This is a genomic window from Gordonia amicalis, assembly GCF_022059885.1.
Lineage (GTDB): Bacteria > Actinomycetota > Actinomycetes > Mycobacteriales > Mycobacteriaceae > Gordonia > Gordonia amicalis.
Map to the genome: position 1 here is coordinate 973281 of NZ_CP091855.1, position 25513 is coordinate 998793.

Annotated in this window: 23 protein-coding genes; 16 read left to right on the top strand and 7 right to left on the bottom strand. The window is 67.6% G+C overall.

The features are described from left to right. The first annotated feature begins 190 nt into the window (after nt 1-190). Nucleotides 191-580: a nuclear transport factor 2 family protein gene (locus IHQ52_RS04440; protein ID WP_096274858.1), complete on the top strand. Its 390-nt coding sequence runs from the start codon at nt 191-193 to the stop codon at nt 578-580. 16 nt (nt 581-596) lie between these two features. Here IHQ52_RS04440 and IHQ52_RS04445 read toward each other — a convergent pair whose 3' ends face one another. Beyond that, entirely contained in the window at nt 597-1277 is a 681-nt protein-coding gene (locus IHQ52_RS04445; protein WP_096274857.1) for an SDR family oxidoreductase, read from the bottom strand. A 313-nt stretch (nt 1278-1590) separates the two neighbouring features. Between IHQ52_RS04445 and ggh the strand changes: the two genes are divergently transcribed. From ggh to IHQ52_RS04520, 15 genes are all read left to right on the top strand, one after another. Then, a complete protein-coding gene (gene ggh, locus IHQ52_RS04450) occupies nt 1591-2931 on the top strand; it encodes a glucosylglycerate hydrolase (RefSeq protein ID WP_006438057.1) in 1341 nt (446 codons plus the stop codon). Between the two features lie 90 nt (nt 2932-3021). Beyond that, on the top strand, nt 3022-3399 hold the full coding sequence (locus IHQ52_RS04455) for a hypothetical protein (RefSeq protein WP_220455614.1): 378 nt from the start codon (nt 3022-3024) through the stop codon (nt 3397-3399). Between the two features lie 260 nt (nt 3400-3659). Further along, a complete protein-coding gene (locus tag IHQ52_RS04460) occupies nt 3660-4043 on the top strand; it encodes a cupin domain-containing protein (RefSeq protein ID WP_006438059.1) in 384 nt (127 codons plus the stop codon). Between the two features lie 9 nt (nt 4044-4052). Further along, on the top strand, nt 4053-4604 hold the full coding sequence (locus IHQ52_RS04465) for a dimethylamine monooxygenase subunit DmmA family protein (RefSeq protein WP_006438060.1): 552 nt from the start codon (nt 4053-4055) through the stop codon (nt 4602-4604). After that, nucleotides 4601-5614: a PDR/VanB family oxidoreductase gene (locus IHQ52_RS04470; RefSeq protein WP_182155341.1), complete on the top strand. Its 1014-nt coding sequence runs from the start codon at nt 4601-4603 to the stop codon at nt 5612-5614. Before IHQ52_RS04465 ends, IHQ52_RS04470 begins: the two co-directional genes overlap by 4 nt. Beyond that, nucleotides 5611-7143, top strand: a complete 1533-nt coding sequence (locus IHQ52_RS04475; RefSeq protein ID WP_182155343.1) for a heme-dependent oxidative N-demethylase family protein — start codon at nt 5611-5613, stop codon at nt 7141-7143. The genes IHQ52_RS04470 and IHQ52_RS04475 overlap by 4 nt, the downstream gene beginning before the upstream one ends. Then, nucleotides 7140-8129, top strand: a complete 990-nt coding sequence (locus IHQ52_RS04480; RefSeq protein WP_238064132.1) for a PDR/VanB family oxidoreductase — start codon at nt 7140-7142, stop codon at nt 8127-8129. Before IHQ52_RS04475 ends, IHQ52_RS04480 begins: the two co-directional genes overlap by 4 nt. After that, nucleotides 8126-9151, top strand: coding sequence for a heme-dependent oxidative N-demethylase family protein (locus tag IHQ52_RS04485; RefSeq protein ID WP_096274850.1), 1026 nt, complete (start codon nt 8126-8128; stop codon nt 9149-9151). Before IHQ52_RS04480 ends, IHQ52_RS04485 begins: the two co-directional genes overlap by 4 nt. A gap of 64 nt (nt 9152-9215) precedes the next feature. Continuing rightward, on the top strand, nt 9216-10577 hold the full coding sequence (locus IHQ52_RS04490; protein WP_024499053.1) for an ammonium transporter: 1362 nt from the start codon (nt 9216-9218) through the stop codon (nt 10575-10577). Nucleotides 10578-10796: 219 nt separating this feature from the next. After that, nucleotides 10797-12158 carry a type III glutamate--ammonia ligase gene (glnT, locus tag IHQ52_RS04495; protein ID WP_024499054.1) on the top strand — a complete coding sequence of 454 codons (1362 nt, stop codon included), beginning with the start codon at nt 10797-10799 and terminating at the stop codon, nt 12156-12158. A gap of 67 nt (nt 12159-12225) precedes the next feature. Next, the gene (locus IHQ52_RS04500) at nt 12226-13122 is read left to right on the top strand and encodes a class II glutamine amidotransferase domain-containing protein (RefSeq protein WP_024499055.1); all 897 of its coding nucleotides are present in this window, start codon (nt 12226-12228) and stop codon (nt 13120-13122) included. Further along, entirely contained in the window at nt 13110-13856 is a 747-nt protein-coding gene (locus tag IHQ52_RS04505) for a GltB/FmdC/FwdC-like GXGXG domain-containing protein (protein ID WP_024499056.1), read from the top strand. Before IHQ52_RS04500 ends, IHQ52_RS04505 begins: the two co-directional genes overlap by 13 nt. Nucleotides 13857-14106: 250 nt before the next feature. Further along, nucleotides 14107-15438: an FMN-binding glutamate synthase family protein gene (locus IHQ52_RS04510; RefSeq protein ID WP_024499057.1), complete on the top strand. Its 1332-nt coding sequence runs from the start codon at nt 14107-14109 to the stop codon at nt 15436-15438. Next, complete coding sequence (locus tag IHQ52_RS04515) at nt 15435-16631, top strand: NAD(P)/FAD-dependent oxidoreductase (protein WP_024499058.1); 1197 nt, start codon at nt 15435-15437, stop codon at nt 16629-16631. Before IHQ52_RS04510 ends, IHQ52_RS04515 begins: the two co-directional genes overlap by 4 nt. 52 nt (nt 16632-16683) lie before the next feature. Then, on the top strand, nt 16684-17376 hold the full coding sequence (locus IHQ52_RS04520; RefSeq protein ID WP_024499059.1) for a helix-turn-helix domain-containing protein: 693 nt from the start codon (nt 16684-16686) through the stop codon (nt 17374-17376). Here IHQ52_RS04520 and IHQ52_RS04525 read toward each other — a convergent pair. The 6 genes from IHQ52_RS04525 to IHQ52_RS04550 form a co-directional block, all read right to left on the bottom strand. Beyond that, complete coding sequence (locus IHQ52_RS04525) at nt 17348-18067, bottom strand: EthD domain-containing protein (protein ID WP_024499060.1); 720 nt, start codon at nt 18065-18067, stop codon at nt 17348-17350. The two genes, IHQ52_RS04520 and IHQ52_RS04525, sit on opposite strands and share 29 nt — an antisense overlap. Nucleotides 18068-18094: 27 nt before the next feature. Beyond that, on the bottom strand, nt 18095-19363 hold the full coding sequence (locus IHQ52_RS04530) for an MFS transporter (RefSeq protein WP_024499061.1): 1269 nt from the start codon (nt 19361-19363) through the stop codon (nt 18095-18097). Between the two features lie 48 nt (nt 19364-19411). Further along, nucleotides 19412-19873 carry a MarR family winged helix-turn-helix transcriptional regulator gene (locus tag IHQ52_RS04535; RefSeq protein ID WP_024499062.1) on the bottom strand — a complete coding sequence of 154 codons (462 nt, stop codon included), beginning with the start codon at nt 19871-19873 and terminating at the stop codon, nt 19412-19414. A 506-nt stretch (nt 19874-20379) separates the two neighbouring features. Next, complete coding sequence (locus IHQ52_RS04540; RefSeq protein ID WP_024499063.1) at nt 20380-22461, bottom strand: PhoX family protein; 2082 nt, start codon at nt 22459-22461, stop codon at nt 20380-20382. 100 nt (nt 22462-22561) lie between these two features. After that, entirely contained in the window at nt 22562-24625 is a 2064-nt protein-coding gene (locus tag IHQ52_RS04545) for a TPM domain-containing protein (RefSeq protein WP_024499064.1), read from the bottom strand. 75 nt (nt 24626-24700) lie between these two features. Continuing rightward, complete coding sequence (locus IHQ52_RS04550; protein WP_024499065.1) at nt 24701-25492, bottom strand: LLM class F420-dependent oxidoreductase; 792 nt, start codon at nt 25490-25492, stop codon at nt 24701-24703. Nucleotides 25493-25513 lie beyond the last annotated feature (21 nt).

Below are 25513 nucleotides of genomic sequence, written 5' to 3' on the forward strand. Positions count from 1 at the left end.
CGGACATCGTCACGGATACCGGCCTTTCCGCGCTGCTGGGACCTCGACGGACTCGACGGACTCGACGCCCGAGGGGCTCTTGCGGCGAACGTATCAAACAACGGTGTGCAAGCACCGGAAACATCCACCGGTCGACGGACGCGCGTGCTACGGTGCAGAACTAGAACACGTTCTAATTTCTGGAGGATTCATGACCGTGGAGCAAGCCGGCCTCGCCGACCAGATCGACGCGGCGGTGGACGCCTACATCGAGTTGCTGAACTCCGGCACCGCCGAGCAGATCGCCGACCTCTACGCGCCCGACGCGACGGTCGAGGACCCGATCGGCGCCGACATCCGCAGCACCCGCGAACAGCTCGTCGAGTTCTACTCGGTGATCACCGGCATGGACGAGCGCACCGCGACCCTCAAGTGGAAGAAGGTCGCCGGCGACACCGCCGTCTTCGAGTTCACCCTGGTGACCAAGACCTCCGGACTGGCCTTCGAGATCACGCCCGTCGACATCATGGTCTTCAACGCCGACGGCAAGGTGTCGTCGATGCGGGCCGTCTGGCGTCCAGAGGACCTGACGCAGCTCTGACTCCGCTCCGAGCTGCTTACCAACGCCCCGTCGGCCGCAGCACGATGTCCTGCGGATGGGCGTCGACGGGCGTCTGGATGGCGTGTACGACGGCGGCCGCGACGGACTCCGGGCGCAGGAACTGCGAGGCGTCATAGTCCCGGCCCTCGATGGCGACCAGTTCGCGCTGCATGTCGGTGTCGATGCGCCCGGGGTAGACGGACGTGACCCGTAGTGTCGGTTCCTCGGCGCGCAGCGAGTCGGCGAGTGCCCGCAACCCGAACTTGCTCGCCGCATACGGCGCCCAGCGGGGTTTGGCGGTCCGGCCCGCGCCCGAGTTCACGAAGACGACGTGCCCTTCTGCCTGCCGCAGCGCCGGCAGCAGGAGCCGCGTCAGTTCGGCGACGGCGACGAGGTTGATCTCGAGGACGTGATGCCACTCCTCGACGGGGGTGTCGGCCACATGCTCGAGACTGCTGCCGACGCCGGCGTTGTGGACCAGCACGTCGAGTTCGTTGATCGCTTCCACGGCACCGGCGACCTCGTCGTAGTCGGTCAGCTCGACGGCGAAAGTGCTCGCGCCGTCGAGTTCGATGGCGAGGTTGTCGAGTTCGGGCGAGGGGCGTCCACCCAACAACAGGTCGTGGGTGGGCGCGAGCTGTCGGGCGATCTGGGCGCCGAGGCCGCGACTGGCCCCGGTGATCAAAGCGGTGGGCACTCTGCCCACCCTACTGGGCGACCCGGATGCCGAAATCGTCATGCTGACCACCCTCCGCTGGCCGAGTAGCGACGACCCGGATGCCGAAATCGTCACGCCCCCCACCCTCCGCCGACCGAGTAGCGACGAGCCGGATCCGAAATCGTCATGCTGACCACCCTCCGCTGGCGGAGTAGCGACGACCCGGATGCCGAAATCGTCATGCTGACCACCCTCCGCTGGCCGAGTAGCGACGACCGAACGGAGTGAGGACGACGCGTATCGAGGTCACCTCGATGAGCACACGACGGCGCCGCGGGGCAGAATCGTCGGCGTGGCCAGGTACGGATTCACCCCAACGCAGCTGTCGGCACGTGCCGCGTATCTGCTGCGCGGCAACGACCTGGGCACCATGACCAGTGCGGCACCCAAGCTGTACCCGCACATGTGGAGTTGGGACGCCGCCTTCGTCACCGTCGGTCTCGCACCGCTGTCGGTCGAGCGAGCGGTGATCGAGATGGACACCCTGCTCTCGGCGCAGTGGCGCAACGGAATGATCCCGCACATCGTGTTCGCCAACGGTCGGGACGGGTACTTCCCCGGCCCGGCCCGCTGGGAGTGCGCGCGACTGGCCGAGTGCGCCCCCGACTTCCCCGACACCTCGGGGATCACCCAGCCTCCGGTCCACGCGATCGCGGTGCAGCGCATCCTCGACCATTCCCGACGCCACGGCCGGACGACGCGGGCGGTGGCCAACGAGTTCATCGACCGCCGGTGGAGTTCCCTGGTGCGATGGCACCGGTGGCTGGCTCATGCGCGGGATCCCATGGGGCGCGGCCGGATCACCATCTTCCACGGCTGGGAATCCGGTATGGACAACTCGCCGCGCTGGGACTCGGCATACGCGAATGTCGTTCCGGGACTGGACCTGCCGCCGTACTCTCGGGCAGATCTCGACCACGTGTCCGATCTGTCGATGCGGCCGACCGACCTCGAGTACGACCGCTACCTCTGGCTCGTCGAACAGATGAAGCGCGCGAACTACGACGACGACGTGTTGCCGAAGGTCATGAGTTTCGCGGTCGAGGACGTCTTCGTCAGTGCGATCTTCGCCGTGGCCTGCGATGTGCTCGCGACGATCGGTGAGGACTACTCCAAGCCGCTCGCCGACGTCCGCGACCTACGCGCATGGGCCGACCGTTTCCGTTCCGGCGTCGTGGCCGCAGCCAACGACCGTAACGGCGCGGCAAGGGATTTCGACTTGCGCGCGAACTCGTGGATTCCGACCGAGACGATCGCCGCGTTCGCCCCGTTGATCTGCGGAGGTCTCCCGCGCGACCGGGAACGGGCTCTGCTCCGGCTGTTCGAAGGTCCGCGATTCTGTGGGCACCCCGACCTCCGGTACGCGGTCCCGCCGTCGACGTCGCCGATCTCGGGCGACTTCCGCCCGCGCGAATACTGGCGCGGTCCGGTGTGGCCGGTCATGACCTGGCTGTTCAGCTGGGCGTTCGGACGCCGCGGCTGGACCGAGCGTTCCGCGCGCCTTCGGGAGGAGGGCCTGCGCCAGGCCACCGACGGCTCGTTCGCGGAGTACTACGAACCCTTCACCGGCGAACCCCTGGGCAGCATGCAGCAGAGCTGGACCGCGGCATCGGTGCTGGACTGGCTCGACTGAGCCCCACGAGTCGACTACCTGCGAGGTAGTGGCCTTCCCGCGTTCAGGCGCGCAGTCTGGAGTCACGGCGATCCTCACAGGAGGTGTCCGATGACCACTCGACCGATTGCCACTCCACCGGTTGCCACTCCACCGGTTGCCACGACGATCCGCGTCAGACACCGAGCGGCCCCACCGCGACCCGTGGCGTCGAGCCCGACGTGGCTGACCGCAGTGATGAAGTGCGACAAGGCGCTGTCGTTCTGGTTCGTCCCGGCCGGCTTCCTCTTCGCACCACTCCTGCTGATCCTCGACCCGTGGCCGGTCGCCAGGACCATCGCATTGGTGACGATCTCCCTGTGCGGACTCTGGCTGGGCCTGCTCGGGGTGTTCATGGCTGTCGGACTCGCACGCGTGTTGCGTTCCGGCGACGTGCTTCCCGACGAGTACTGGTTCAGACTGCTCGACTACCACCCGCCACGGGCTTGAAGAACCGCTCACTCATTCCGTTCCCGCTCACCCGATAAAAGTGAGCGGGAACGGAATTGTTGAGCGAATGTCTCGGTCGCGGACTCGCCGCGTTGCACACCATTACAAAGCCGTCACACTGCTGAAACACGCCACTTGTTTCATAACAGGGGACGTCGTCCACTCCGAAGAGTCACCGCAAACCGCGGTTGGCAGCGGTGGACGCCGAGCACCTACCCCGACGAGCGCGTACGCGCCCGAGTGAGACATGGAGGAGCCTCGTGACGATCGAGAGTGCCAAGGCGTTGGAGTTCCGCGTGACCAGCGATGGCTGGAAAGACCTGCCGAAGATGCCCGAGGCCGAGTACCCGGGTACTGCGGGATTCATCGGCGACGTCTATGAGAACCCGGACGGCAGCCCGATGTGCAGCGGATACTTCGAGCTCCGCCACACCGACGAACCGCTCTACTACGAGTACGAATACGACGAGATGAAGGTCGTGCTCGAGGGCGAATTCCTGTTGGAGAACAAGGAAACCGGACAGAAGACCGTCGCCAAGGCCAAGGATGCGATCTTCTTCCCCAAGGGTTCGAAGATCTACTTCAGCACCCCGGACTATGCGCTCGCCTTCTACACCGGGCAGCGCGACGCCACTCTCCTCTGAGCGACCGCCATGTCGCAGATCGCGTACTCCAGCGTGCCGGTGTGGGCGCGACCTGGTGACCTGGTCGAGACGTCGACTCCCACACCGACCGGTGGTTCCTACCTGCTGGTCGGTGTGGGGGACGTCGCCGATGCACTGAGTCGCTGGGAAGCCGACCTCGCGCCGCTGGCCACCACCCGAATCCACGGCGACGCCGACACGGCCGCCGACCTGCTGGCCGACGCGCTTGCCGAGGCCACCGTCGGGGTCCGGGTCTGGATCGTAGCCGACGCCGGCTCGGCACTGCGGCTGCGCGCCGTCGCCGTGAACGCCGGTCTCGAAGACGACGAGATCGAGTTCCTCACAACGGGTTCCGTCGAAAGGACCGAGGCGGACGTGTTCTGTTCGCACTGCCGGACGGTCACACGCGCCCGAGTGGCGATCGACGACGTCATCCCCTGCGCCGGTTGTCGACGCGACCTGCTCGTGTACCACCACGTGTCCCGTCGAACGGGTCAGTACCTGGGGTTCATGGTCGACGCCGAGACCCAGTTCCTGACCACCGAGGAGATCGAGCTGTGAGCATCACAGTCGCAGAACCTGATTCGGCCGATGTCGGTACGGCGTCGACGAATCGCCGCGCCGATCGGGCCGTCACGATGCAACTCGTCGTGACCTCGATCGACACGACCGTCGCGGGTATCCGCGGCATCACCCTCGCCCACCCGGACGGACGTGCGCTGCCCGGCTTCATTCCGGGTAGCCATCTGGTGGTGCATGCCGGCGAGAACACCAACGCCTACAGCTTGACCGGCGACGGCACGCATCCGAGTCACTACTCGATCTCGGTCCTCGAGGTCGCGGATGGCAACGGTGGATCCCGCTGGCTGCACGAGGTGCTCGCGGTCGGCGACCTGATGACCGTCGGACTCCCCCGGAGCGCGTTCGCGCCCATCGCCCGCGCCCGCAAGCATCTGCTGGTGGCCGGCGGAATCGGGATCACCCCCATGCTGTCCCATCTGCGCGCAGCCGTGCGCTGGGGGCGAGACGTCCAGTTGCTCTACGTCTTCCGGAAGGACGCGGCCGCCCACCTGGCCGACGTGACCGCGCTTGCACGGGCCCGCGCCGAACTGTTCACCGATCGAGTCTCGTTCATCGAACGCCTCGACGAAGCTCTCCGCGCCCAGCCGGTCGGCACCCACCTCTATGTGTGCGGGCCGTCGGCGATGATCGACGCCGTCGTCGACGCGGCGGTGCAGGCCGGGTGGCCCGACTCCCGAATCCACTTCGAGCGGTTCGGGATCGATGCGCTCGACGCCGGGGATCCATTCCGCGTCGAGCTCGTCGAATCCGGTCGGAGCATCGACGTCCCGTCGGGGACGAGCATGCTCGAGGCCCTCGAACAGGCGGGCGTCGAGGTCCCCAATCTGTGCCGTCAGGGCGTGTGCGGTGAATGCCGCATCCCCCTCGCCGGCGGCTCACCCATCCACCGCGACCTCTATCTCAGCGCCGAGGAGAAGGACGCCGGTGACGCGATCATGCCGTGCGTCTCACGCGCCGCCGACGGCTGCAGCCTGGAGGTTCCCCTGTGACGAGCACAATCCAGAACACCACTCCCACAACGCCGGACGACGCCGACCTGGTCGCCGGATTCCCGTTCCCCTTCCTCGAGGACCGGTATCGCTACAGCACCAACGTCGAACCGGCCGAGCAGTCCGTCACCACACCGGCGGGCCAGTGGGGCACCGCGATCGTCGACATCGACTGCGAGTATCGCGCCGAGATCGACCAGCGTGCGACGATCCTCGCCGCCGACCCGACGAGGCACGCGGTGCTCCCCCACATGGTCCCCGCCGCCTGGGACGCGATGTTCACCCTCATGCGCGAACTCGATGCCGCCTACCCGGAGCAGATGCAGCTGCGCTCGGCAGGTCCCGACGAATGGTTGTGGCGCAACGACATCCTCGGCATCGAACAGCACTTCCGGTACGGCGACGCCACCACGCTCCCCGACGAACCGCTGCGGTACATCACCTCCCAGGTCCAGGAGGACATCGCGCTCCTGGACCAGCGCAACGGCCAACTGTTCGTCGACGCCGGGGTGGTGACCTTCGCCGCGGACTGGAGTTTCGGTTTCGACGTCGGCATGAGCTTCCTCGAGATCCACGGGCCAGTCCCACGGGTCCGCAGGGAAGGCGTCATCACCCGGGCCCACGAGTTCCTCAAACGGCTGCAACCTCACCAGCCCTACCGGCGGACCAACTGGACACTCACCATCGACCGCCGCCTCGACGTCTCGACCGAGATCTACCCCGAGTGGGGACCCGACCGCGAGGCCATCCTGCTCGTCGACGACGCCGAGTTCGGTCGCCGGGTCCACCTGCGCGTCGAGGTGCAGCACCTCATCCGGCTCCCCGACTCCGGTGCCGTCATGTTCCTCATCCGCACCTACCTGCTCCCCCTCGAGCTGCTGGCCACCGTCGACCCCTGGCGTCGTCGTGCCGCCGAGGTCCTGGCCGAATTGCCCGAGGACATGGCCGATTACAAGGGCATCATCAAGTACCGGGACCGAGCCGCCCGGTGGCTGCGCAACGCCGCTCGGCAGTCGGCGCCGACCGGGCCGGGCATGCCGGTCTGGCCGGCCACCCCGCCGGCCGTCGACACCACCGGGGCGGCCTTCCTCGTCGTCGCGGTCGGCGACGACGCCGAGACCGCTCACGTGTCGCGGGACTGGGTCGCGGCGGCCGAGGTCGTCGGAGCCACCCGGCTCCTGGTGCTCGACACCCTCACCGACGAGCAGGATCGCCGGTCCCTGAACGCCGCCCTCGATGCCGCGCTCACCGGCACGCGCATCCTCGTCACCGGCGGTCAGTACGACGTGATGACCGCGCTGGCGATGGCACGTGACGCCGGGGCGGTTCCCGCGGAGTTGTCGTCATACGTCGTCCACACCCGTGACCTCCCGCTCTATTGTGCGCACTGCCGCAACACCTTCCGGGTGGACGGCCGTGCCGGCGGGGTCGTCTCCTGTCCGGGCTGTGCCCGCGATCTGGAGGTTCACGAGCATCATTCGCCGACGATGGGGAGTTTCCTCGCATCGGCAGCGGGAGGTGATGTATGACGGCAGCTGCGATCGCGGCACACCTGCACCCGGGTTACACGACCTCGGCGCGCCCTATGCGCGTCGTCACCGTTCGGCGGCTGACCGACGACATCACCCACTTCCGGTTCGCGCCGCTCGACGACGCGCCGCAGGTTCTGACGCCCTATCAGCCGGGCAGCCATCTGATCGTCACCGCGGGTGAGCACCGCAATGCCTACTCGCTGGTCGACGACGGCATGTTCCCGAACACCTACGGCATCTCGGTGCTCCGACGCGGCGCCGGCGGCGGCTCGGGCTGGTTGCACGACAACCTGTCCGAGGACGCCGTCGTCGAGGTGGAGGGACCCCGGTCGATGTTCGCGCCGGTCCTCGGCCAGCGTGGAGCACTGCTCGTCGCGGGCGGGATCGGCATCACCCCGGTCCTGTCGCACGCGCGTGCGCTGGCGCGTGAGCGGCGTCGTGCCGACATCGTCTACTCATACCGGCCCGGCTGCGGCGCCCACCTCGACGATCTCCGCGCGCTCGCCCAGCAGCCGAACATCACCCTGCACGAGGTGTCCGGGGCCGACGCCACCGCGGAGTTGCTCGCCGAACGGTTCCGTGCCCAGGCCCTGGGTACCCATGCATACGCGTGCGGACCGGCATCCCTGCTCGAGACGTACACCGAACTCGCGAAACAGGCCGGGTGGCCCACGGCGCGTGTGCATCTCGAACGATTCGCGGCTCCGGAACAAGACCCTGGCGACCCCTTCACGGTGACGCTGTCCTCGACCGGCGACCGGATCGACGTCCCGGCCGGCGTTTCCCTCCTGCAACGACTCCTCGACCATGGTGTCGAGGTGCCCAACCTGTGCCGCCAGGGTGTGTGCGGCGAATGTCGGATACCGGTGCGCGACGGCATCATCGAGCATCGTGACCTCGTCCTGTCCGAGGAGGAGAAAGCCCTCGGTGACGCGATGTTGTGCTGCGTCTCCCGAGGCCAGAACATCGAGGTGGACCTGTGACCACAGAAGCGATACCGACCGCATCGATCCGGGATTTCCTCACGGGGCCGGTGGACCACCTGTCCAACCTGCCGTGGCCGTTCCCGGACGACCTCGAGGAGTTCACCTACAGCGTCAACGTCGAGCCCGCACGCATCCCGCGGTGCACACGCGGCGGTGAATGGGGAAGGCACCTGGTCGATCTCGGTGGTGCCGAGTATCCCGAGATCATGGCCGAACGTCGCCGGATCCTGGACAACGACCCCTCACGGGTGCGGGTCCGTACCGGGATGGAGATCGCGTGCTGGGATCTGCTGCTCTACTACCTGCGCGACCTCGGCATCTCCTACCCCGGCCTCATGCGCCTCGACGAGTTCGGCGACGGGCGCTTCCACTGGCGTAACGAGATCCTGGGCACCGACCAGGAATTCGTGCTCGGCGACCCCGACACCCTGCCGTGCGGACCGATGGAGTTCCTGGCCCGTGAGGTGCCCGACGATCTGCTCCTCGTCACCGAACGCGATGGGCATCTGTACTTCGACGCCGGTGTCGTGACCTTCGCCGCGGCCTGGTCGGTCTCCTTCGACGTGGGCATGGACATGTACGAAATCCACGCCCCGGTACCACGCATGCTTCGCGAGGGCATCGTCGCCCGCGCCGAACAATTCCTGCGCAGGCTACCGGCAGATCAGGTGTACCGCAGGGTGAACTGGACTCTGTCGGCGTCGGATTCGCACAAGCTCGACGTGAGTCTCGAAGAGTTGCCGGCATGGGCGGCCGACGTCCCGGCCATGGTTGCCGACGGCGATTTCGCCAGGGCGCGCCTGCGAATCGAGCTCGAACACTTCGTCCGGTTGCCGATGTCGGGTGCCGTGACGTTCAATATCCGGACATTCATGGCCTCGCTGGAGGACGTGAAACGAATACCCGAGTGGGCCGATCAGTTGGCGACCGTCATCGAGTCGCTCGGTGAGGACATCGCCGCCTACAAGGGATTTCTCGACTATCGCGACAACGTCGTCGCGTATCTACGCGGTCAATGACGCCCGTGAGCTGCTGGTGCACCAAACCACCGACCTCTTCAGTCTCCGAACCGAAAGATCGCCCATGGAACCGATACTCGCGGCCAACGCCGACGTCGCCTGGATGCTGGCGGCATTCGTCTTCGTCCTTCTCATGTTCCCCGGCCTCGCCTTCTTCTACGGCGGGATGGTCGGCTCGAAGAACGTGCTGAACATCATGTCGATGGTCATGTCGACCCTCGCCATCACCGCCGTGCTCTACGTCGTCATCGGCTACGGGCTCGTGTCAGGTCCGTCGGTGGGCGGGTGGGGCCTCATCGGCAACCCGACCGATTTCATCGGTCTCACCAACTGGTTGACCGACGATGCCTCCGGCGCGACCCAGACGCTGTACTTCGCGGCGTGGTTCATCCTGTTCGCGGCCATCACCATTGCCATCGTCGCCAGTGGAGCAGCAGGCCGGATGAAGTTCTCCGCCTGGCTGGTCTTCGCGCCGATCTGGCTCCTGGTGGTGTACTTCCCGGTCGCACACTGGGTGTTCTCGGCCGACGTCGATGACAACTACAAGGGCGGCTTCCTGCTGAACAAGCTGGAGATCGTCGACTACGCAGGCGGAACCGCGGTCCACATGAACTCCGGTGTCGCGGCTCTGGCCCTGGCCGTCGTCCTCGGGGCCCGCAAGCGCCGCATGGAGCGTCCGCACAACCTCCCGATGACCATGCTGGGCGGGGGCATCCTGTTCTTCGGCTGGTTCGGTTTCAACGGCAGCTGCGCGCTCGGTGCGAACTTCCTTGCGCAGGCGGTCATCCTGAACACGCTGCTCGCCGGATCCGCCGGCATGATCGGGTTCGCGATCATCGAGCGGTGGCGCGAGGGTCACGTCACGTCGCTCGGCCTGATCACCGGCACTGTCGCGGGCCTGGTCGGCATCACCCCTGCCGCCAGCAGCATGGCGCCGCTGGGTGCACTGTGCGTGGGCATCTTCGCCGCAGCGGTCGTCGCGTTCCTGCTCAGCTTCAAGAGCAGGCTCAAGATCGACGAGACGCTCGACGCCTTCGCCGTCCACGGCATCGGCGGCATCGTCGGCACCATCTGCATCATCCTGTTCGCGACCGAGGCCGCTCCGGCCGGTGTCCAGGGCGTCCTGTTCGGCGGTCCGGTCGACATCGTCTGGCGTGAGCTCGCCGGCATCGCCATCACCTGCACCTACTCGTTCGTGATGACCTGGCTCATCGCGAAGGGACTCGACAAGCTGATCGGGCTGCGCGTCGACGACGAGACCGAGATGGTGGGCCTCGACACCACGCTGCACGCCGAGACCGCGTACGAGATCCCCAGTGCCAGTGTGGGTCGGCCCGGCGGTGGGCTGGCCGGTCTGTCACCGTCGGCAGCTGCCGAATCGGTGGAGAAGTCGATGCCGGCATCGGCACCACCCGCGCAGGTCTGACCGCGCGGAGAAGACGAACAACGGCCCCGGGGGTCCACCGTCAGACGGTGGACCCCCGGGTTCTTTCGTCAGGCGGGGAGGGTGGCTCGAAACGACACCGACCGCTCACGGAGCGGAAACAGGCTCGAAACAATCGGGCGGTCTACTAACGGTAGACATTGATTCACACGAGTGGACATCCCGACAGGCAACACCTAGAGTCGACCCCCGGAGCGCATCATGACCACCACCAACGAAACCCCCGACACCGGCACTCTCGCCGAGCTGTGTGCGGCCAACGACACCAAGTTCATCCTCGCCATGTTCGTCGATCTCCGCGGAAAGCCGTGCGCCAAGCTGGTGCCGGTCGAGGCGGTCGACGAACTCGCCACGGAGGGAGTCGGTTTCGCCGGTTACGCGGTCGGTGCCATCGGTCAGGAGCCCAAGGACCCCGACCTCATCGCCGTTCCCGATGTCAGCTCCTTCCTCCCCATCCCGTTCATCAAGGAAGGCCTGGCCGTCGTCCAGTGCGATCCGCACGTCGAGGGCAAGCCGTGGCCGTTCGCTCCGCGCAACATCCTCAAGACCCTCATCGCGCAGACCGCCGACGCCGGCTTCGAGCCGTGGGTGGGCGCCGAGGTCGAGTACTTCCTGCTCAAGCGCGCCGAGGACGGTTCGCTGGTCACCGCCGACGCCGCCGACGATTCCGACCAGCCGTGCTACGACGTCCGCGGTCTCACCCGGATGTACGAGCACCTCACCACGGTGTCCACTGCCATGAACCAGCTCGGCTGGGGCAACTATGCCAACGACCACGAGGACGGCAACGGGCAGTTCGAGCAGAATTTCAAGTACGCCGACGCGCTGACCACCGCCGATCGGGTCGTAACCCTCCGCTACCTCCTCTCGGCGATGGCCGCCGAGAAGGGCATGATCGCCACGTTCATGCCGAAGCCGTTCGCCGATCGCACCGGTTCGGGACTGCACTTCCACCTCTCCCTCACCAAGGGTGGCGAGCCGGTCTTCCCGCAGGTCAGTGAAGACGATCGCGGGCTGGGGCTCTCCGCGACCGCCTACGGGTTCATCGGGGGCATCCTCGAGCACGCACCGGCTCTGCAGGCCGTCATCGCGCCGACCGTCAACTCCTACAAGCGGACCGGCGCGACCGCCACCCGGTCGGGTGCGTCCTGGGCGCCGCGCAAGGCCACCTACGGCGGCAACGACCGCACCCATTACATCCGGGTTCCCGACGACCAACGCGTCGAACTGCGCGGTGGCGACGGGTCGGCCAACCCGTACCTGGCCGCGGCCGCGTTGCTGGGCGCCGGACTCGACGGCATCAAGCGAAGCCTCGACCCCGGGGCCGTCGGCGGGGCTCCCAGCCACATCGCGGATCTGCCACTCACCCTGTTGCACGCCGTCGAGGCGTTCGAGTCCGACGCGGTCGTCATGGGCGCCCTCGACGCCGCACTCCCCCAGGACTGGCCCGCCGACCAGGGCAAGGTGTCGACCTACTTCTCCAACCTGAAACGCGCGGAGTTCTTCGACTGGCACGCGGCGGTGTCCCCCTGGGAAGTCGACCAGTACCTCACCGCCTTCTGACGCGGCCGGCCCAGGCTGCGTCGACCGAACCACATCCCAACTCCCCTTCGACGTAAAGGATTCGACCATGTGCGGAATCGTCGGATTGCATCTGCGTAATCCCGATCTTCATCCCCGGCTCGGCGCGATGCTCGCCGTGATGCTCGGCGAGATGCAGGATCGCGGTGCGGATTCGGCCGGTATCGCGGTGTACGGCAACCCCGAATGGGCACCTTCCGGCCACGGGTGTGTCTCGCTGCTCGAACTCGATGTCCTGCCCGACGAGGTCTCGGCGACGTTGGGCGCAGCACTCGGTGTGCCGGTCGCCGCCCAGCTCGTCGATGCCACGCTGATCGCGTCGGCCCCGGTGGGCGCCGAAGAACTCCTCGGCGCGGCCCGCGCCGCCTACCCGGACGCGTTGGTCGCCGGCTTCGGCTCGGACCTGACCGTCCTCAAGGGTGTCGGCGCCCCGCGAGACCTGGCCGAATCCTGGGGTCTGGCAACCGCTTCCGGCTGGCAGGGCGTCGGCCACACCCGGATGGCCACCGAATCGGCCGTCACCCCGTCGGGTGCACATCCCTACGCGGTCGGCCCGGAGCAGTGTCTCGTGCACAACGGGTCGTTCGCCAACCACGCCACCATCCGACGCGAATTGCGCGCGCAGGGTGTGGAATTCGACAGTGAGAACGACACCGAGGTCGGCGCCCGCTTCGTCGCCCACCAGCTCGCCGCCGGCAAGGACGTCGAGACCGCCCTCAAGGAGGTCTGCGCCAACTTCGACGGCTTCTACACCCTCGTGGTCTCCAACCGTGACTCCTTCGCCGTCGTCCGCGACGCCATCGCCTGCAAGCCCGCGGTGATCGCCGAGACCGCCGACTGGGTCGCGATCGCCAGCGAGTACCGCGCCCTCGCCAAGCTGCCCGGCGTCGAGAACGCCCGCATCTGGGAGCCCGAGCCGGAAGTGGTCTACGCATGGACGCGATGACGCTCGACTCCACCACCCAGTCCCCCACCGACCCGGCGAAAGCGGAGACGATGAGCCCCAACCACCACTTCGACCTCGCGAACACCGCACTGCGAGAGATCAACTCGGTACTCCACGGCGACATCTCCGGGGAAATCGTCATCGACAACCCGGCGGGTGCGCACAGTGTCGCCGCGGGCGTCAACGCGCCGGTCAAGATCACCGTCAACGGTCATGTCGGCTACTACGCCGCCGGGATGAACCAGCAGGCCGAGGTGACCATCAACGGCAACGCCGGCACCGGTGTCGCCGAGAACATGATGAGCGGCAGCGTCATCGTCAAGGGCAACGCCTCGCAGTCGGCCGGTGCCACCGCTCACGGTGGACTCCTCGTGGTCGAGGGTGACGCGGCGGCCCGCTGCGGTATCTCGATGAAGGGTGTCGACATCGTGATCGGCGGCGACGTCGGACACAACAGTGCCTTCATGGCGCAGGCCGGCCGCCTGGTCATCCGCGGCGACGCCGGCGACGGCCTCGGCGACTCCATCTACGAGACCCGCATCTACGTCCGCGGTGAGGTCGCCTCCCTCGGCGCCGACTGCATCGCCAAGCCGATGCGCGAGGAGCACCTGGAGGAACTCGCCGGTCTGCTCAAGGCCGCCGGTTACGGCGACGACGACCTGACCGCCTACACCCGCTACGGATCGGCCCGCGAGCTCTACCACTTCAAGGTGGACAACGCTTCCGCCTACTGAGCCCTTCGAGACGCCCTCCGCAAGCTCCGGGCTCCTCAGGGAGCGGAGTTGCTCCCTGAGGTGCGAGGAGCGAGCGAATCCTCCCCTCGCTCCCTGAGGTGCGAGGAGCGATAGCGAAGCCCCCCTTGCTCCCTGAGGTGCGAGGAGCGATAGCCGCCGGGCTGAGTAAGCGACGAAGGAGCGCATCGAAGTCGACGAGCCTCGAAGGGCCGCAACCCCACATCGAGCACACACCGAAAGTGACATCACCATGACCGAGAAACTCAGCGTCGAGCAGCGCGGACTCCGCGAATCCGCCACCTACGACCGCACCACCATCGCCGCCATCCAGCGCGCCGCCGAGACCGGCATCTACGACATCCGTGGCTGGGGGGCCAAGCGTAAGCTCCCCCACTTCGACGACCTGCTGTTCTTGGGTGCCTCGATGTCGCGCTACCCGCTCGAGGGTTACCGCGAGCGCTGCGACACCGACGTCGTCCTGGGTGGCCGCAACGCGAAGTATCCGCTGCACCTGTCTACCCCGGTCACCATCGCCGGTATGAGTTTCGGTGCGCTGTCGGCCGGCGCCAAGGAGGCACTCGGCCGCGGAGCGTCGGAGGTCGGGACGTCGACCACCACCGGTGACGGCGGCATGACTCCCGAGGAGCGCGGACAGTCCAAGCACCTCGTCTACCAGTACCTGCCGTCGCGTTACGGCATGAATCCCGACGACCTGCGCAAGGCCGACGCCATCGAGGTTGTCCTCGGCCAGGGTGCCAAGCCCGGTGGCGGTGGAATGCTGCTGGGGCAGAAGATCTCCGAGCGTGTCGCCGGGATGCGTACCCTCCCCCAGGGCATCGACCAGCGCAGCGCCTGCCGGCACCCCGACTGGACCGGCCCCGACGACCTCGCCATCAAGATCAACGAGCTGCGCGAGATCACCGATTGGGAGAAGCCGATCTACGTGAAGGTCGGCGCGAGCCGCACCTACTACGACGTGAAGCTGGCCGTGCACTCCGGCGCGGACGTCGTCGTGGTCGACGGCATGCAGGGCGGTACCGCCGCCACCCAGGAGGTGTTCATCGAACACGTCGGCATCCCGACGCTGGCCGCGATCCCGCAGGCCGTCCAGGCATTGCAGGAGTTGGGTGTTCACCGGGAGGTGCAGCTCATCGTCTCCGGCGGTATCCGCAACGGTGCCGACGTCGCCAAGGCGATGGCACTCGGGGCCGACGCGGTCGCGATCGGCACCGCCGCCCTGATCGCGTTGGGAGACAACGATCCCCGCTATGCCGAGGAGTACGAGGCGCTGGGTTCGGCAGCCGGCTACTACGACGACTTCCAGGACGGGCGTGACCCGGCCGGCATCAGCACGCAGGACCCGGAACTGTCGGCGCGCTTCGACCCGGTCCTCGGTGGCAAGCGCCTCGCCAACTTCCTGCGCGTCATGACGATGGAGGCCCAGACCATCGCCCGTGCCTGCGGCAAGGCGCACCTTCAGCACCTCGAGCCCGAGGACCTCGTCGCCATCACGATCGAGGCCGCGGCGATGGCGCGGGTCCCGATGGCCGGTACCAACTGGATTCCGGGGAGTGGGCTGTGACAGAACAGAATTCGACCGCATCGGTCGTCATCGTCGGCGGCGGCCTCGAAGGTGCTGCCGCCGCGTGGGCCCTCGGGCAGCGGGGGATCACCGACGTCGTCGTGTGCGAACGCGACACCGTCGGCGGCGGGATGACCGGCAAGTCGTCGGGTATCGTCCGGTGCCACTACGGCGTCAGCTCGCTGGCCGCGATGGCGGCGGTGGGGCTGGAGGTGTTCGAGAAGGCCGAGGAGATCTTCGGTACCGACATCGGCTTCCGGCAGACCGGATACGTCGTCGGCGTCGGTGAACCGAATGTCGAGAACCTGCGCAAAAGCCTTGCGGCACAGCGTGAAGTGGGCGTTCAGACCGAGGAGATCGACGTCGTCGAGGTCGCGAGGATGTGGCCGACGGCCGATCTGGAGCCGTTCGCGGCCTTCGGCTGGGAGGAGCGCGGCGGATACGGGGACGCCTACCAGACCGCCCAGGCCTTCGCCGCCGCCGCACGTGCCACCGGCATCAGGATCCGCCAGGGCACCGCGGTCACCGAGTTGCTGGTGGACGGCGACCGGGTCACCGGCGTCCGGCTCGCCGACGGCTCGACGATCTCGGCCGACACCGTCGTCGTGGCCACGGGAGTGTGGTCCAAGCCGTTCCTCGGCCGGCACGGCATCGACGTCCCGATCTCGGTGCACCGCGAGCAGATCGTGATGATCCACCCGGGTGAGGATCTCGGCGAGGTTCCGGTGTTCTCCGACCTCGTCTCACTCCAGTACGTGCGACCGGACGTCCGAGGCGAGATCCTGTTCGGCAACAGCGATCTCCAGGAACTCCAGATCGCCGACCCGGACAACTACAGCAACCGTGTCGACAGCGACTTCGTCGACCTCACCGTCGACAAGGTCGGTACCCGGTTCCCCGGCTTCACCGAACCCGCGATCACCAGCAGCTACGCCGGTTGCTACGACGTGACGCCGGACTGGAATCCGATCATCTCGGCGGGCCCGCTCGACGGTCTGGTGCTGGCGGTCGGCTTCAGCGGTCACGGGTTCAAGATCTCGCCGGCGGTGGGACGGCTGATCGCCGATCTGGTGGTCGACGGACGCAGTTCGGACCCACGGATCCCGGAGTCCGATTTCCGCTTCACCCGGTTCGCCGAGCGCGATCCGCTGAAGACGAGGTTCCCCTACGTGGGAGCGGGGGAGATGCGCTGAGAGTTCCCGAGCGGTGTGCAGCGGGGGTCAACCGACGAGAGGGCGCGAGAACATGTGTCAACTGACAGTGAACGACCTCGCTCACTATGCTGGCGAGGTGACCGACGACCCATTGATCCGGAACCAGTCTGGCATCGCACGGGAACGCCCCGTCGACCAGTCGGTCGAGGAACTCGAGCTCGAGACCGCGATCGCGCACAATGTGCGTCGGCTGCGGCGCCAGCAGGGACTGTCGGTGGGCGACATGGCGTCCCGCGTCGGCATCTCCAAGGCGATGCTGTCGAAGATCGAGAACGCGCAGACCTCCTGCAGTCTCAGCACCCTCGCCCGCCTGGCCAACGGCTTCGACGTCTCGGTCACGTCGTTGTTCCGCGGCGCGGAGATGGAGCGTTCGGCCGTCTTCGTGAAGGCGGGGGAGGGCAACGAGATCGTCCGTGAGGGTTCACGCGAGGGACATGAGTACGAGTTGCTCGGATCGCTTCGCGGGGAACACAAACGGCTCGAATGTCTGCTCGTGACCCTCACCGAGAAATCGGTGACGCAGCCACTGTTCCAGCACGCCGGTACCGAATTCCTGTATGTCCTCGAGGGCGTGATGGACTACGCGCACAGCCGCTCGGTGTACCGGATGCATCCTGGCGACGCGTTGCAGCTCGACGGAGAAGGAGCGCACGGGCCGGTCGAACTGGTCGAACTGCCGATACGCTTCCTCTCGGTCATCGCGTTTCCCGATTCAGCCGTCTGAGGCCACCGGCGGAGAGATCGAAGTCGTACCGGGAGGTCGGGACCACGTCGAGGTGTCGGTCCGCACCGAACCGCGCGACGCTGTTGAGCATCAGCGTCATTCGACGTTCCAGTTCGGTCTGGTCGCCGTCGCTGCCGTAGAAGGCGTGGATGTCGGTGACAGCTGCCATCGGGAACAGTTCCTCCACGATCGCGTCGACTCGCGGTGTGTCCCCGGTGAGTGCCCGCTGGACGATGTTCTGCACGTATCCGAACGTGGCCTGAGTGTCGATCGCGACCCGGGTGTGGTCCTCGAGCCAGCGCCGCAACCATTCCTCGCGGTCCAGCTCGGCTGGGCGTCGTAGGAATGCGATGTTGGACAGCGCGTCGATGCGCGTTCCGTCGGCGGGAAGGTCCGGGTCGAGGGGAGCGCGCGCGGTGACCTCCCAGGCCGCGAACGGCCCCTCGGCACTCTGGGTGACCGCGGGGAGTACGGCGTCGACATCCCCGGCCCAGTACGTCACCACCGCGTCGATCGCCGGATCGAGTTCGTCGATGCGCATCGCGCCGGAGACGGGGTCGTCGTCGATGTTGAGCTGGACGCGTACGGCACCGGCTGCCGCGCATCGTTCGACGAGTGTCTCGGCACCGGCGCGCGCCAGTCCACCACCTCGCACCGCCACGATCACCTTCGAGTACGTCACCTCGCGCACGGTACCGGGACGAGCGGGTGTTCGGGGTCAGAACTCCTCGGCGCCGATCAGCGCGGCGTCGTCGTCGATCTCGTCGTCCGCAACGCCCTGGATGAGTGCGACGGCACCGAGTGCGACGACGCAGTAGGCGGTGGCGAACCACCAGGGAGCGGCATCGGAACCGAACCACTTGGCGAGGTACGCCACGAGCACCGCGGCGATCGCGGCCCCCATCCAGCGCAGGAAGCTGAAGCCCGCGCTGGACACCGAGCGCGGGGTGTCGGTTCCGCCGGAGGACATGGCGAGGTCGGTGAAGAGGGTGTTCAGCACACCCGACGGGAGGCCGGAGAGAACGACTGCGAGTCCGATGAGCCACACCTGATCGCTCACCGTCCCGACGCCGGCCAGGACCATGATCGAACCGTAGGCGAAGATCGCCACCAGCACACCGGCCTTCTCGCCCAGGGCCTTGGCCAACGCGGGTGCCACGAACACGCCCGCGAGTGCGGTGAGCAGACCCCACCCGAAGAAGATGAGTCCCGCGTGGATCGGGCGGAGCCCCATGGCGATCGGCGCCCACGCGATGACGGTGAACAATGCACCGGTGTAGAAGGCCGAACCGATGCCCGAGATCGACAGGGTGCGATTGCGGAGGGCCTTCAGCGGATCGACGATCCGCACCCGGTCGCGGGTGGCGCGAGGCGCGTCGGCGGGGAGCATGAACGCGCACAGGACGGCGCCGAAGAGCATGAGCAGCGCGGTCCCGCCGAACGGCGCGCGCCAGGTCCATTCGCCGAGGGTCGCTCCGAGCAACGGTCCGACCGCGAGGCCGAGACCGAGTGCGGCCTCGTACATCATGATCGCGCCCTGTCGGCTGCCGACAGCGGACGAGACGATGAATGCCAGTGCGGTCGCGAGGAACAGCGCGTTGCCCAGACCCCAGATCACCCGGAAGGCGATCAGCTGGTCGATGTCGTCGGCGAAGGCGGACAGCCCGGCGGCGACGACGATCAGCGCGAGTCCGACGGTGAGTGTGCGTTTGGGGCCGAAACGGTATGCGGCCCAGCCGGTCAGCAGCATCGCGACGCACTGGACACCCACATACACACCGAAGAGCAGGGTGACCTTCTCGGCCGGCGCCTCGAGCGCTTCGGCGATGCTGTGCAGGATCGGGTCCACGAGGCCGATCCCCATGAAGGCGATCGTGGCGGCGAAAGCAGTTATCCACACGGTACGGGGTTGCTCGCGGAACGTGGCGAGCAGCGACTTCTCAGAAGACGCCGTGTCGGTGGTCGGCGTGTTCTCGGTGACTGTCATGAGGTCCTTTTCGATCGCGGAGTGATGACGTGGCCGGGCGCCGTGGACTCAGGCGCTCGGCGGCTGCGTCGGGGTCTCGTCGAGTCGGTCGCGCAGGGCTCGGAGAGCAGGGCCGGCGGCGGCCAGGGCGGCCCGGTCCTCGTCGTTCAGCGCGGCGAGTGCACTGGTGAGGACGACGTCGCGTTCCTCGCGGATCTGCGATACGACGGCGCGGCCGTGGTCGGTCAGTCCGACCAGGACGGCGCGTCTGTCGGCCGGGTCGGGTCTGCGTTCGACCAGTTCGTGCTTGGTGAGTCCGTCGATCACCGATGTCGCGGTCGGCATGCGGATGGACTCACGATCGGCGAGTTCACCCATGCGCATCCACCCGGTGTCGGCGAGGACGTTGAGGGCTGACGTCTGCGCCGCGGTGAGCTCGACCCTCGGCGCGCGCCGGCGAAGCGCCAGGTAGAGCCTGGTGATCGTGGGACGCAGCGTCAGGGCGAGTTGCGCGGGATCGGAAGCGGACACGCTTAGAAAGCCTAATACTTCGAAGTTCGAAGTAATACCGGGCGTGCATGTGACACTGCCGACACATCGCCGCCCCGGCCAATGCGGAATCGCCACCGATCCGCCGGCTGAGCCGGTACCGGTCCCGCCGGCTGAGCTGGTACCGATCCCGCCGGCTGAGCCGGTATCGATCCCGCCGGCACCGACCCCGCCGGTAACGATCCCGCCGGCACCGACCCCGCCGGTATCGATCCCGCCGGCACCGACCCCGCCGGCACCGACCCCGCCGGCTGAGCCGGTATCGACCCCGCCGGCACCGACCCCGCCGGCACCGACCCCGCCGGCTGAGCCGGTACCGAGCGTAGCGAGGCACCGCGTCGAAGCCCCACCGCGAATCCGGAGGCGGTCACAACGGGCACGCGCACCTATGCGCCGTGCACGCCGAGACGAGATCGCCGCCGCCACCCGACAAGCGCCGGTCGGACCAGCGCCGGGAGAGGCGGAAGTGGCGATTCTGCAGTGAGGCGTCAGACCCCGATCGGGCTCCTGCCGTCGCGCCAGACCGCGACCACCGACGGCCGCGGCTGGGAGTTCCCGCCGTCGGGCCAGTGCGATGCCGGGTTGTCCGCGGAGTGGTCGTCGAGTTCGCCCGGATGCTGTACCGCGATCAGGATGCGGTTGCTGTCGATGACCGGTCCACACGTCTCGGCACCCTTGGGGACGGTCAGGAACTGTTTCGTCTCACCGCGGCGGTCACCGTCGAGGGCGACGGCGAACAGGCCGTCGTTGGAGTCGAGGGCGTTGCCGTCGGTGGAGATCCACAGGTTGCCGTGCGGGTCGAAGGCGACGTTGTCGGGACACGAGATCGGGCTGACCTTGGTCTTGTCGAAGCCGCCGTAGTACGTGTCCGCGGCGGCGGGGTCGCCGCAGACGAGCAGGAGTTCCCAGGTGAACTCCGTACCGGTGTGGTCGTCGGTCATCTCGAGGATCTGACCGTTCTTGTTCTCGTTGCGCGGGTTCACCAGATCGGCGGCGGCCTTGCCGTCGGTGCCGCGGTCGCTGTTGTTGGTCAGTGCGCAGTACACCTTGCCGGTCTTCGGGTTCGGCTCGATGTCCTCGGGACGGTCCATCTTGGTGGCACCAACGGAATCTGCCGCCGCGCGGGTGAAGACGGCGACCTCGGCCGGCGACATGCCGGCGATGTACGACCGGGCCGTACCGTCGGCGTTGACGGTGAGCAGGGGCTTCCACGACCCCTTGCCCGCGAACTTGCCCGCCGCGGGCAGAGCCCCGGAGCCGTCGACGGGTTCGGCGGTGAACGTTGCGACGTACAGGGTCCCCTCGTCGAGGATGCGCATGTTGTGTTCGCGTGCGGTCTTCGACAGTCCGCTCTTCATCTTGCGGCTCGACACGAACTTGTAGATGTACTCGAACTTCTCGTCGTCACCGCTGTAGGCGACCACCGTACCCTTGTCGGGCCCGGCGTCGACGACATAGATGTTGGCCGACTCGTGCTTGAATCGGCCCATCGAACTGTGTTTGACGGGAACAGCTTTCGGGTCGTGCGGATCGACTTCGACGATGTAGCCGAAGCGGTTGGCCTCGTTGGGCTCGACGGCCAGGTCGAAGCGCTTGTCGAAGCGACCCCAGTGGTGTTCGTCGGCATCGTCTTCGAAGGTGTAGCGCTCGAGACGTTCAGCCGTCTTCGGGTCGGTCACCGTGCTCGCGTTGCTGAAGTAACCGTTGAAATTCTCTTCGCCGGAGAGCATGGTGCCCCACGGGGTGAGCCCGCCCGAGCAGTTGGCCATCGTCCCCAGGACAGTGGTGCCGGCCGGATCGGCGGCCGTCTTCACGAACTCGGTGCCCGCTGCGGGACCGGTCAGCCGGAACGGGCTCGACGCGGTGAGTCGCTGGTTACGCTGGCCGACAACGGGTTTGAGCGCGCCGGAGCCGGGCTGGGCGGTCACCTCGACCACGGCGATACCGACCGAGGCCATCGCGATGCGGGCCTGCTGTTCGGTGGGTTGGCCGTCCTTGTACCCGGTGAACATGAACGGTTCGGTGGGGTACTCGAGATTGGCGACGAGGTAGAAGTGGTCGGGCACGCCGTCGACCGGGATGAGCCCGGCGAAGTCGTTGTTGAAGCCGAACTGCCCGGCCTGGGCCTCGGGGGTCTGGTTGGCGAAGTCGAACTCCGGGGCGCCGGGCAGGACGGGATCGCCCCACCGGATCACGACCTCCTGGCGGTATCCGTCGGGGATCACCACCGCGTCCTCGGTGTTGGCCGGGACAGCCGTGAACTTCATACCCGGCAGCGCATCTCCGGTGGCAGATCCGGTCGTCGAGGTGCCGGTCCCCGATCCGCTCTCGCCACAGGCCGCGAGCACCGATGCCGCCCCGACTGCGACCGCCGTACCCGCCGAGGTCTTGAGGACGCTCCGACGCGACACCGCGGTGCGCACGACGTCGCGGAAGTACGCGTTGTCGCTGCGGTTACCGGGATCGTGACGGCAGGCGTCGCCGCACTTGTAGCGGCACGTCACATATGCGCGCGAGGAACGCCCGGCATCGTGGCCGGCGGAGGTGAACAGCGGCAACTGGATTCGCACCCGCAGGACGCTAGGGGGGCGAAGCGAACCCTTGGGTACTCGAATGTGAACGGACACCCAACGCACGGTGCCTTCTGCTGGTCGAGCCGTGTCGAGACCGCTAGAACCGCCCGCCGGTACCGATGCGTCCCGACGACCCGGAGCCGCCGAACGAGCCCGGGCTCCGTCCGCCGCTGCCGAAGCCACCACCGAAGCCGCCGGGGTATCCACCCCGGTATCCGCCGCGACCGCCGCTGATGGTGCCGCGCAGGAAGCTGTCGACGAGGATGCCACCGAGAACGGCACCCGCGGTCGAGGTGCCGCCGGAGCGCGGCTGCTGCGACTGCTGCCAGTTCACGACATCACCTTGAGCGGCCATGAGCGCCTGGTCGGCGAGAGCGCCGGCTCGCCGCGCCGACGTGGTCGCCGCGGCCGGATCGGCTGCGGCGGCCTGCTGGGCGGTCTGGAGGAGGCGTTGCGCCTCGGCCAGCCGGGTCCGGGCGGTCGACTGCACGGCGCCGCGCCGCGTGCCGATGAAGTCCGACGCCGCGGTCACCTTTGCCGACGCCGACTCGAGGGCCGCGCTCAACACCTGTGCGCGGCGGGTGCGTTCGGCCGCGGAGTCCCGCGCGGCGTCGAGGGCGTCGTCGAGATCCGCATCGGCGTCGACCAGGGCGGTGAAGGTGCCCAGCGGATCGGCGTCGAAGCCGGTACGTCCGGCGTCGAGAGCAGTCTTCGCGGCTTCCGTGGCAGTCGCCAGCGCGGGTCCGCCATCAGCGGTCAGTGACGCCGCCTCGGCGAGTTCTGCCTCCACCTCCTCGATCAGTGCCGGCATGCGGGACTGGGCGGCGGCGATGTTCGCGTCCGCGTGATCGATCGCGTCGAGGAGCACGGTGGCCTGCTCGATGGAGCCCTCGGCCGAGCGGATCGCGGCGACCGCGGGACCCTGCTGTCCGACCGGCGCCGCACTCGCGGCGCGACCCTGGTCGGCGGTCGCCTCGGCGAAATCGATCTGCTGCCGGGCGAGTTCGACGTTCGACAGGATCGAGGCGAGTGTCTGTTCGCCGTGTTTCTCGGTCAGCTCGGCGAGCTGCCGCGTCGCCGGGTCGAGGCGGGCGCGCAGGCCGATGAGCTGCTGGGTGATCGCGTCGAACCGCGCATCGGCGTTGATCAGGAGGTTGCGCATCGCATCGAAGGCCTCGACCTGGTCGTCGAGCGTGCCGTCGGCGTCGGTGCAGGACGTGATGATCTCGACGAGCATCGAGCGGCGCTCGTCGTCGGTTTCCGGGACGTCGTCGTCGAGCCGCTGCCGCAGGGTGAAGGACTGTGCGAGAGCAGTTTTCGCGCGCTCGAGTGCCGTGGTGAATGGTTCCGTCTCGGCCTCGCCGAATTCTCCGACGGCCAGGCGCAACTCTTCTTCGCTGGTGCGGACGGCGTTGTCGAGATCGGTGAGGACCTCACGCGACCACGGATCGAGCACGTCGAGCGGCTGCTCCGCGAGCTGATCGACGGTCAGTTCCTGTTCGCGCAGTGTCTCCAGGCCGCCCTCGATCCGACGCTGCTTGCGGCGGCGCGAGTAGAGGTACGCGCCGCCTCCGCCGACCACCACGGCTCCGCCGACGACTGCGGCGGCGATGACGCCGGTGTAGCTGGGATCGAGTTCCGACGAGAGCCCGTTGATCGCCGCGAGTCCGGCGTCGGCCCAGTTGCCCTCGCGCAGTTGCGGCACGACGTCGTCGTTCGCGACGCCCTCGAGGGTCGACTGGTCCAGACCACCGATGTTGTCGGGGGCGAACAGTCGATACGCGCGGTCCTCGGTGGCGACGGCGAGTAGGGCGTCGTGGTCGCCGAGTTCACTGGCCACCGCGGTCTGGTCGGCCCACTGCTCGCTGGTCAGACCCCCGAAATCCCGGACGTAGACGATCCACATCTGGATTCCGTGGTCGTTGTACAGCTTGTCGACGGCGGCCTCCAACTCGGACCGCTGGGCGGGCGAGATCGCGTTGGCCGAGTCGACGACATAGGTGGGGAGGCGCGTGGGCGGTTCGGCGGCGGCGGTGCCGGCTCCGATGCCCGTCAGCAGCAGAGTCATGCCGAGCGCGAGGCCGGCGGCCCCGAGAACTGCCGAGATGCGCCGGGCCACGACGTGCCCCCACCCACCACGAATCGCAGTTAACCGATGCATGATCACGAATCCAATCAGCCGCCGCATTCGGGTGAGTGTATGTCCGTCCCTGACCTCGATCGGTACCGGCACGTCTCAGCGTCGAGCGTCGCGCCACCGGCACAGGGCCTCGACGGCGGTGAGGTCGTAGTCGGGGCCCGTCACGCCGACTGTCAGGAGGGTGACGCCCTCGGCGGCCAGCGCGTCGGCATCGCGGAGCAGCGCGTCGACGTCGCCGCCGAACTGCAGGCCCGACGACCGTTCGATGGTCTCCGGGTCGCGGCCCACTGCTGCACAGTGTTCGGCGAGGACCTTCGACTTGTGGCGGTACTGTTCGAGGTCGTTGAACCCGTGCCAGACATCGCCGTGCTCGGCGATGTAGCGCAGTGTCTTCTTCTCGCCGCTGCCGCCGATGAGGATCGGGATGTCGCGGGTGGGCGCGGGATTGAGCTTGGCCAGCCGTGACTTGATGCGCGGCAGGGCCTCGCCGAAGGCGTTCAGTCGCGACCCTACGGTGCCGAACTCGTAGCCGTACTCGTCGTAGTCCTTCTGGAACCACCCGCCACCGACACCGAGGATGAGTCGGCCGCCGCTGATGTGGTCGACGGTGCGCGCCATGTCGGCCAGCAGTTCGGGGTTGCGGTAGGAGTTGCAGGTCACCAGCGCGCCGATCTCCACCCGCGAGGTCTGTTCCGCCCACGCACCGAGCATCGTCCAGCACTCGAAGTGCTCACCCTCGGGAGCGCCGTAGAGGGGATAGAAGTGGTCCCAGTTGAACGCGACGTCGACGCCCGCATCCTCGGCGCGGCGGACCGCGTCGCGGATCAGGCCGTATTCGGGAGCGTGCTGGGGCTGGATCTGGACACCGATGCGAAGAGGAAACGCCATGGCGACCAGTCTGCCTGCTTC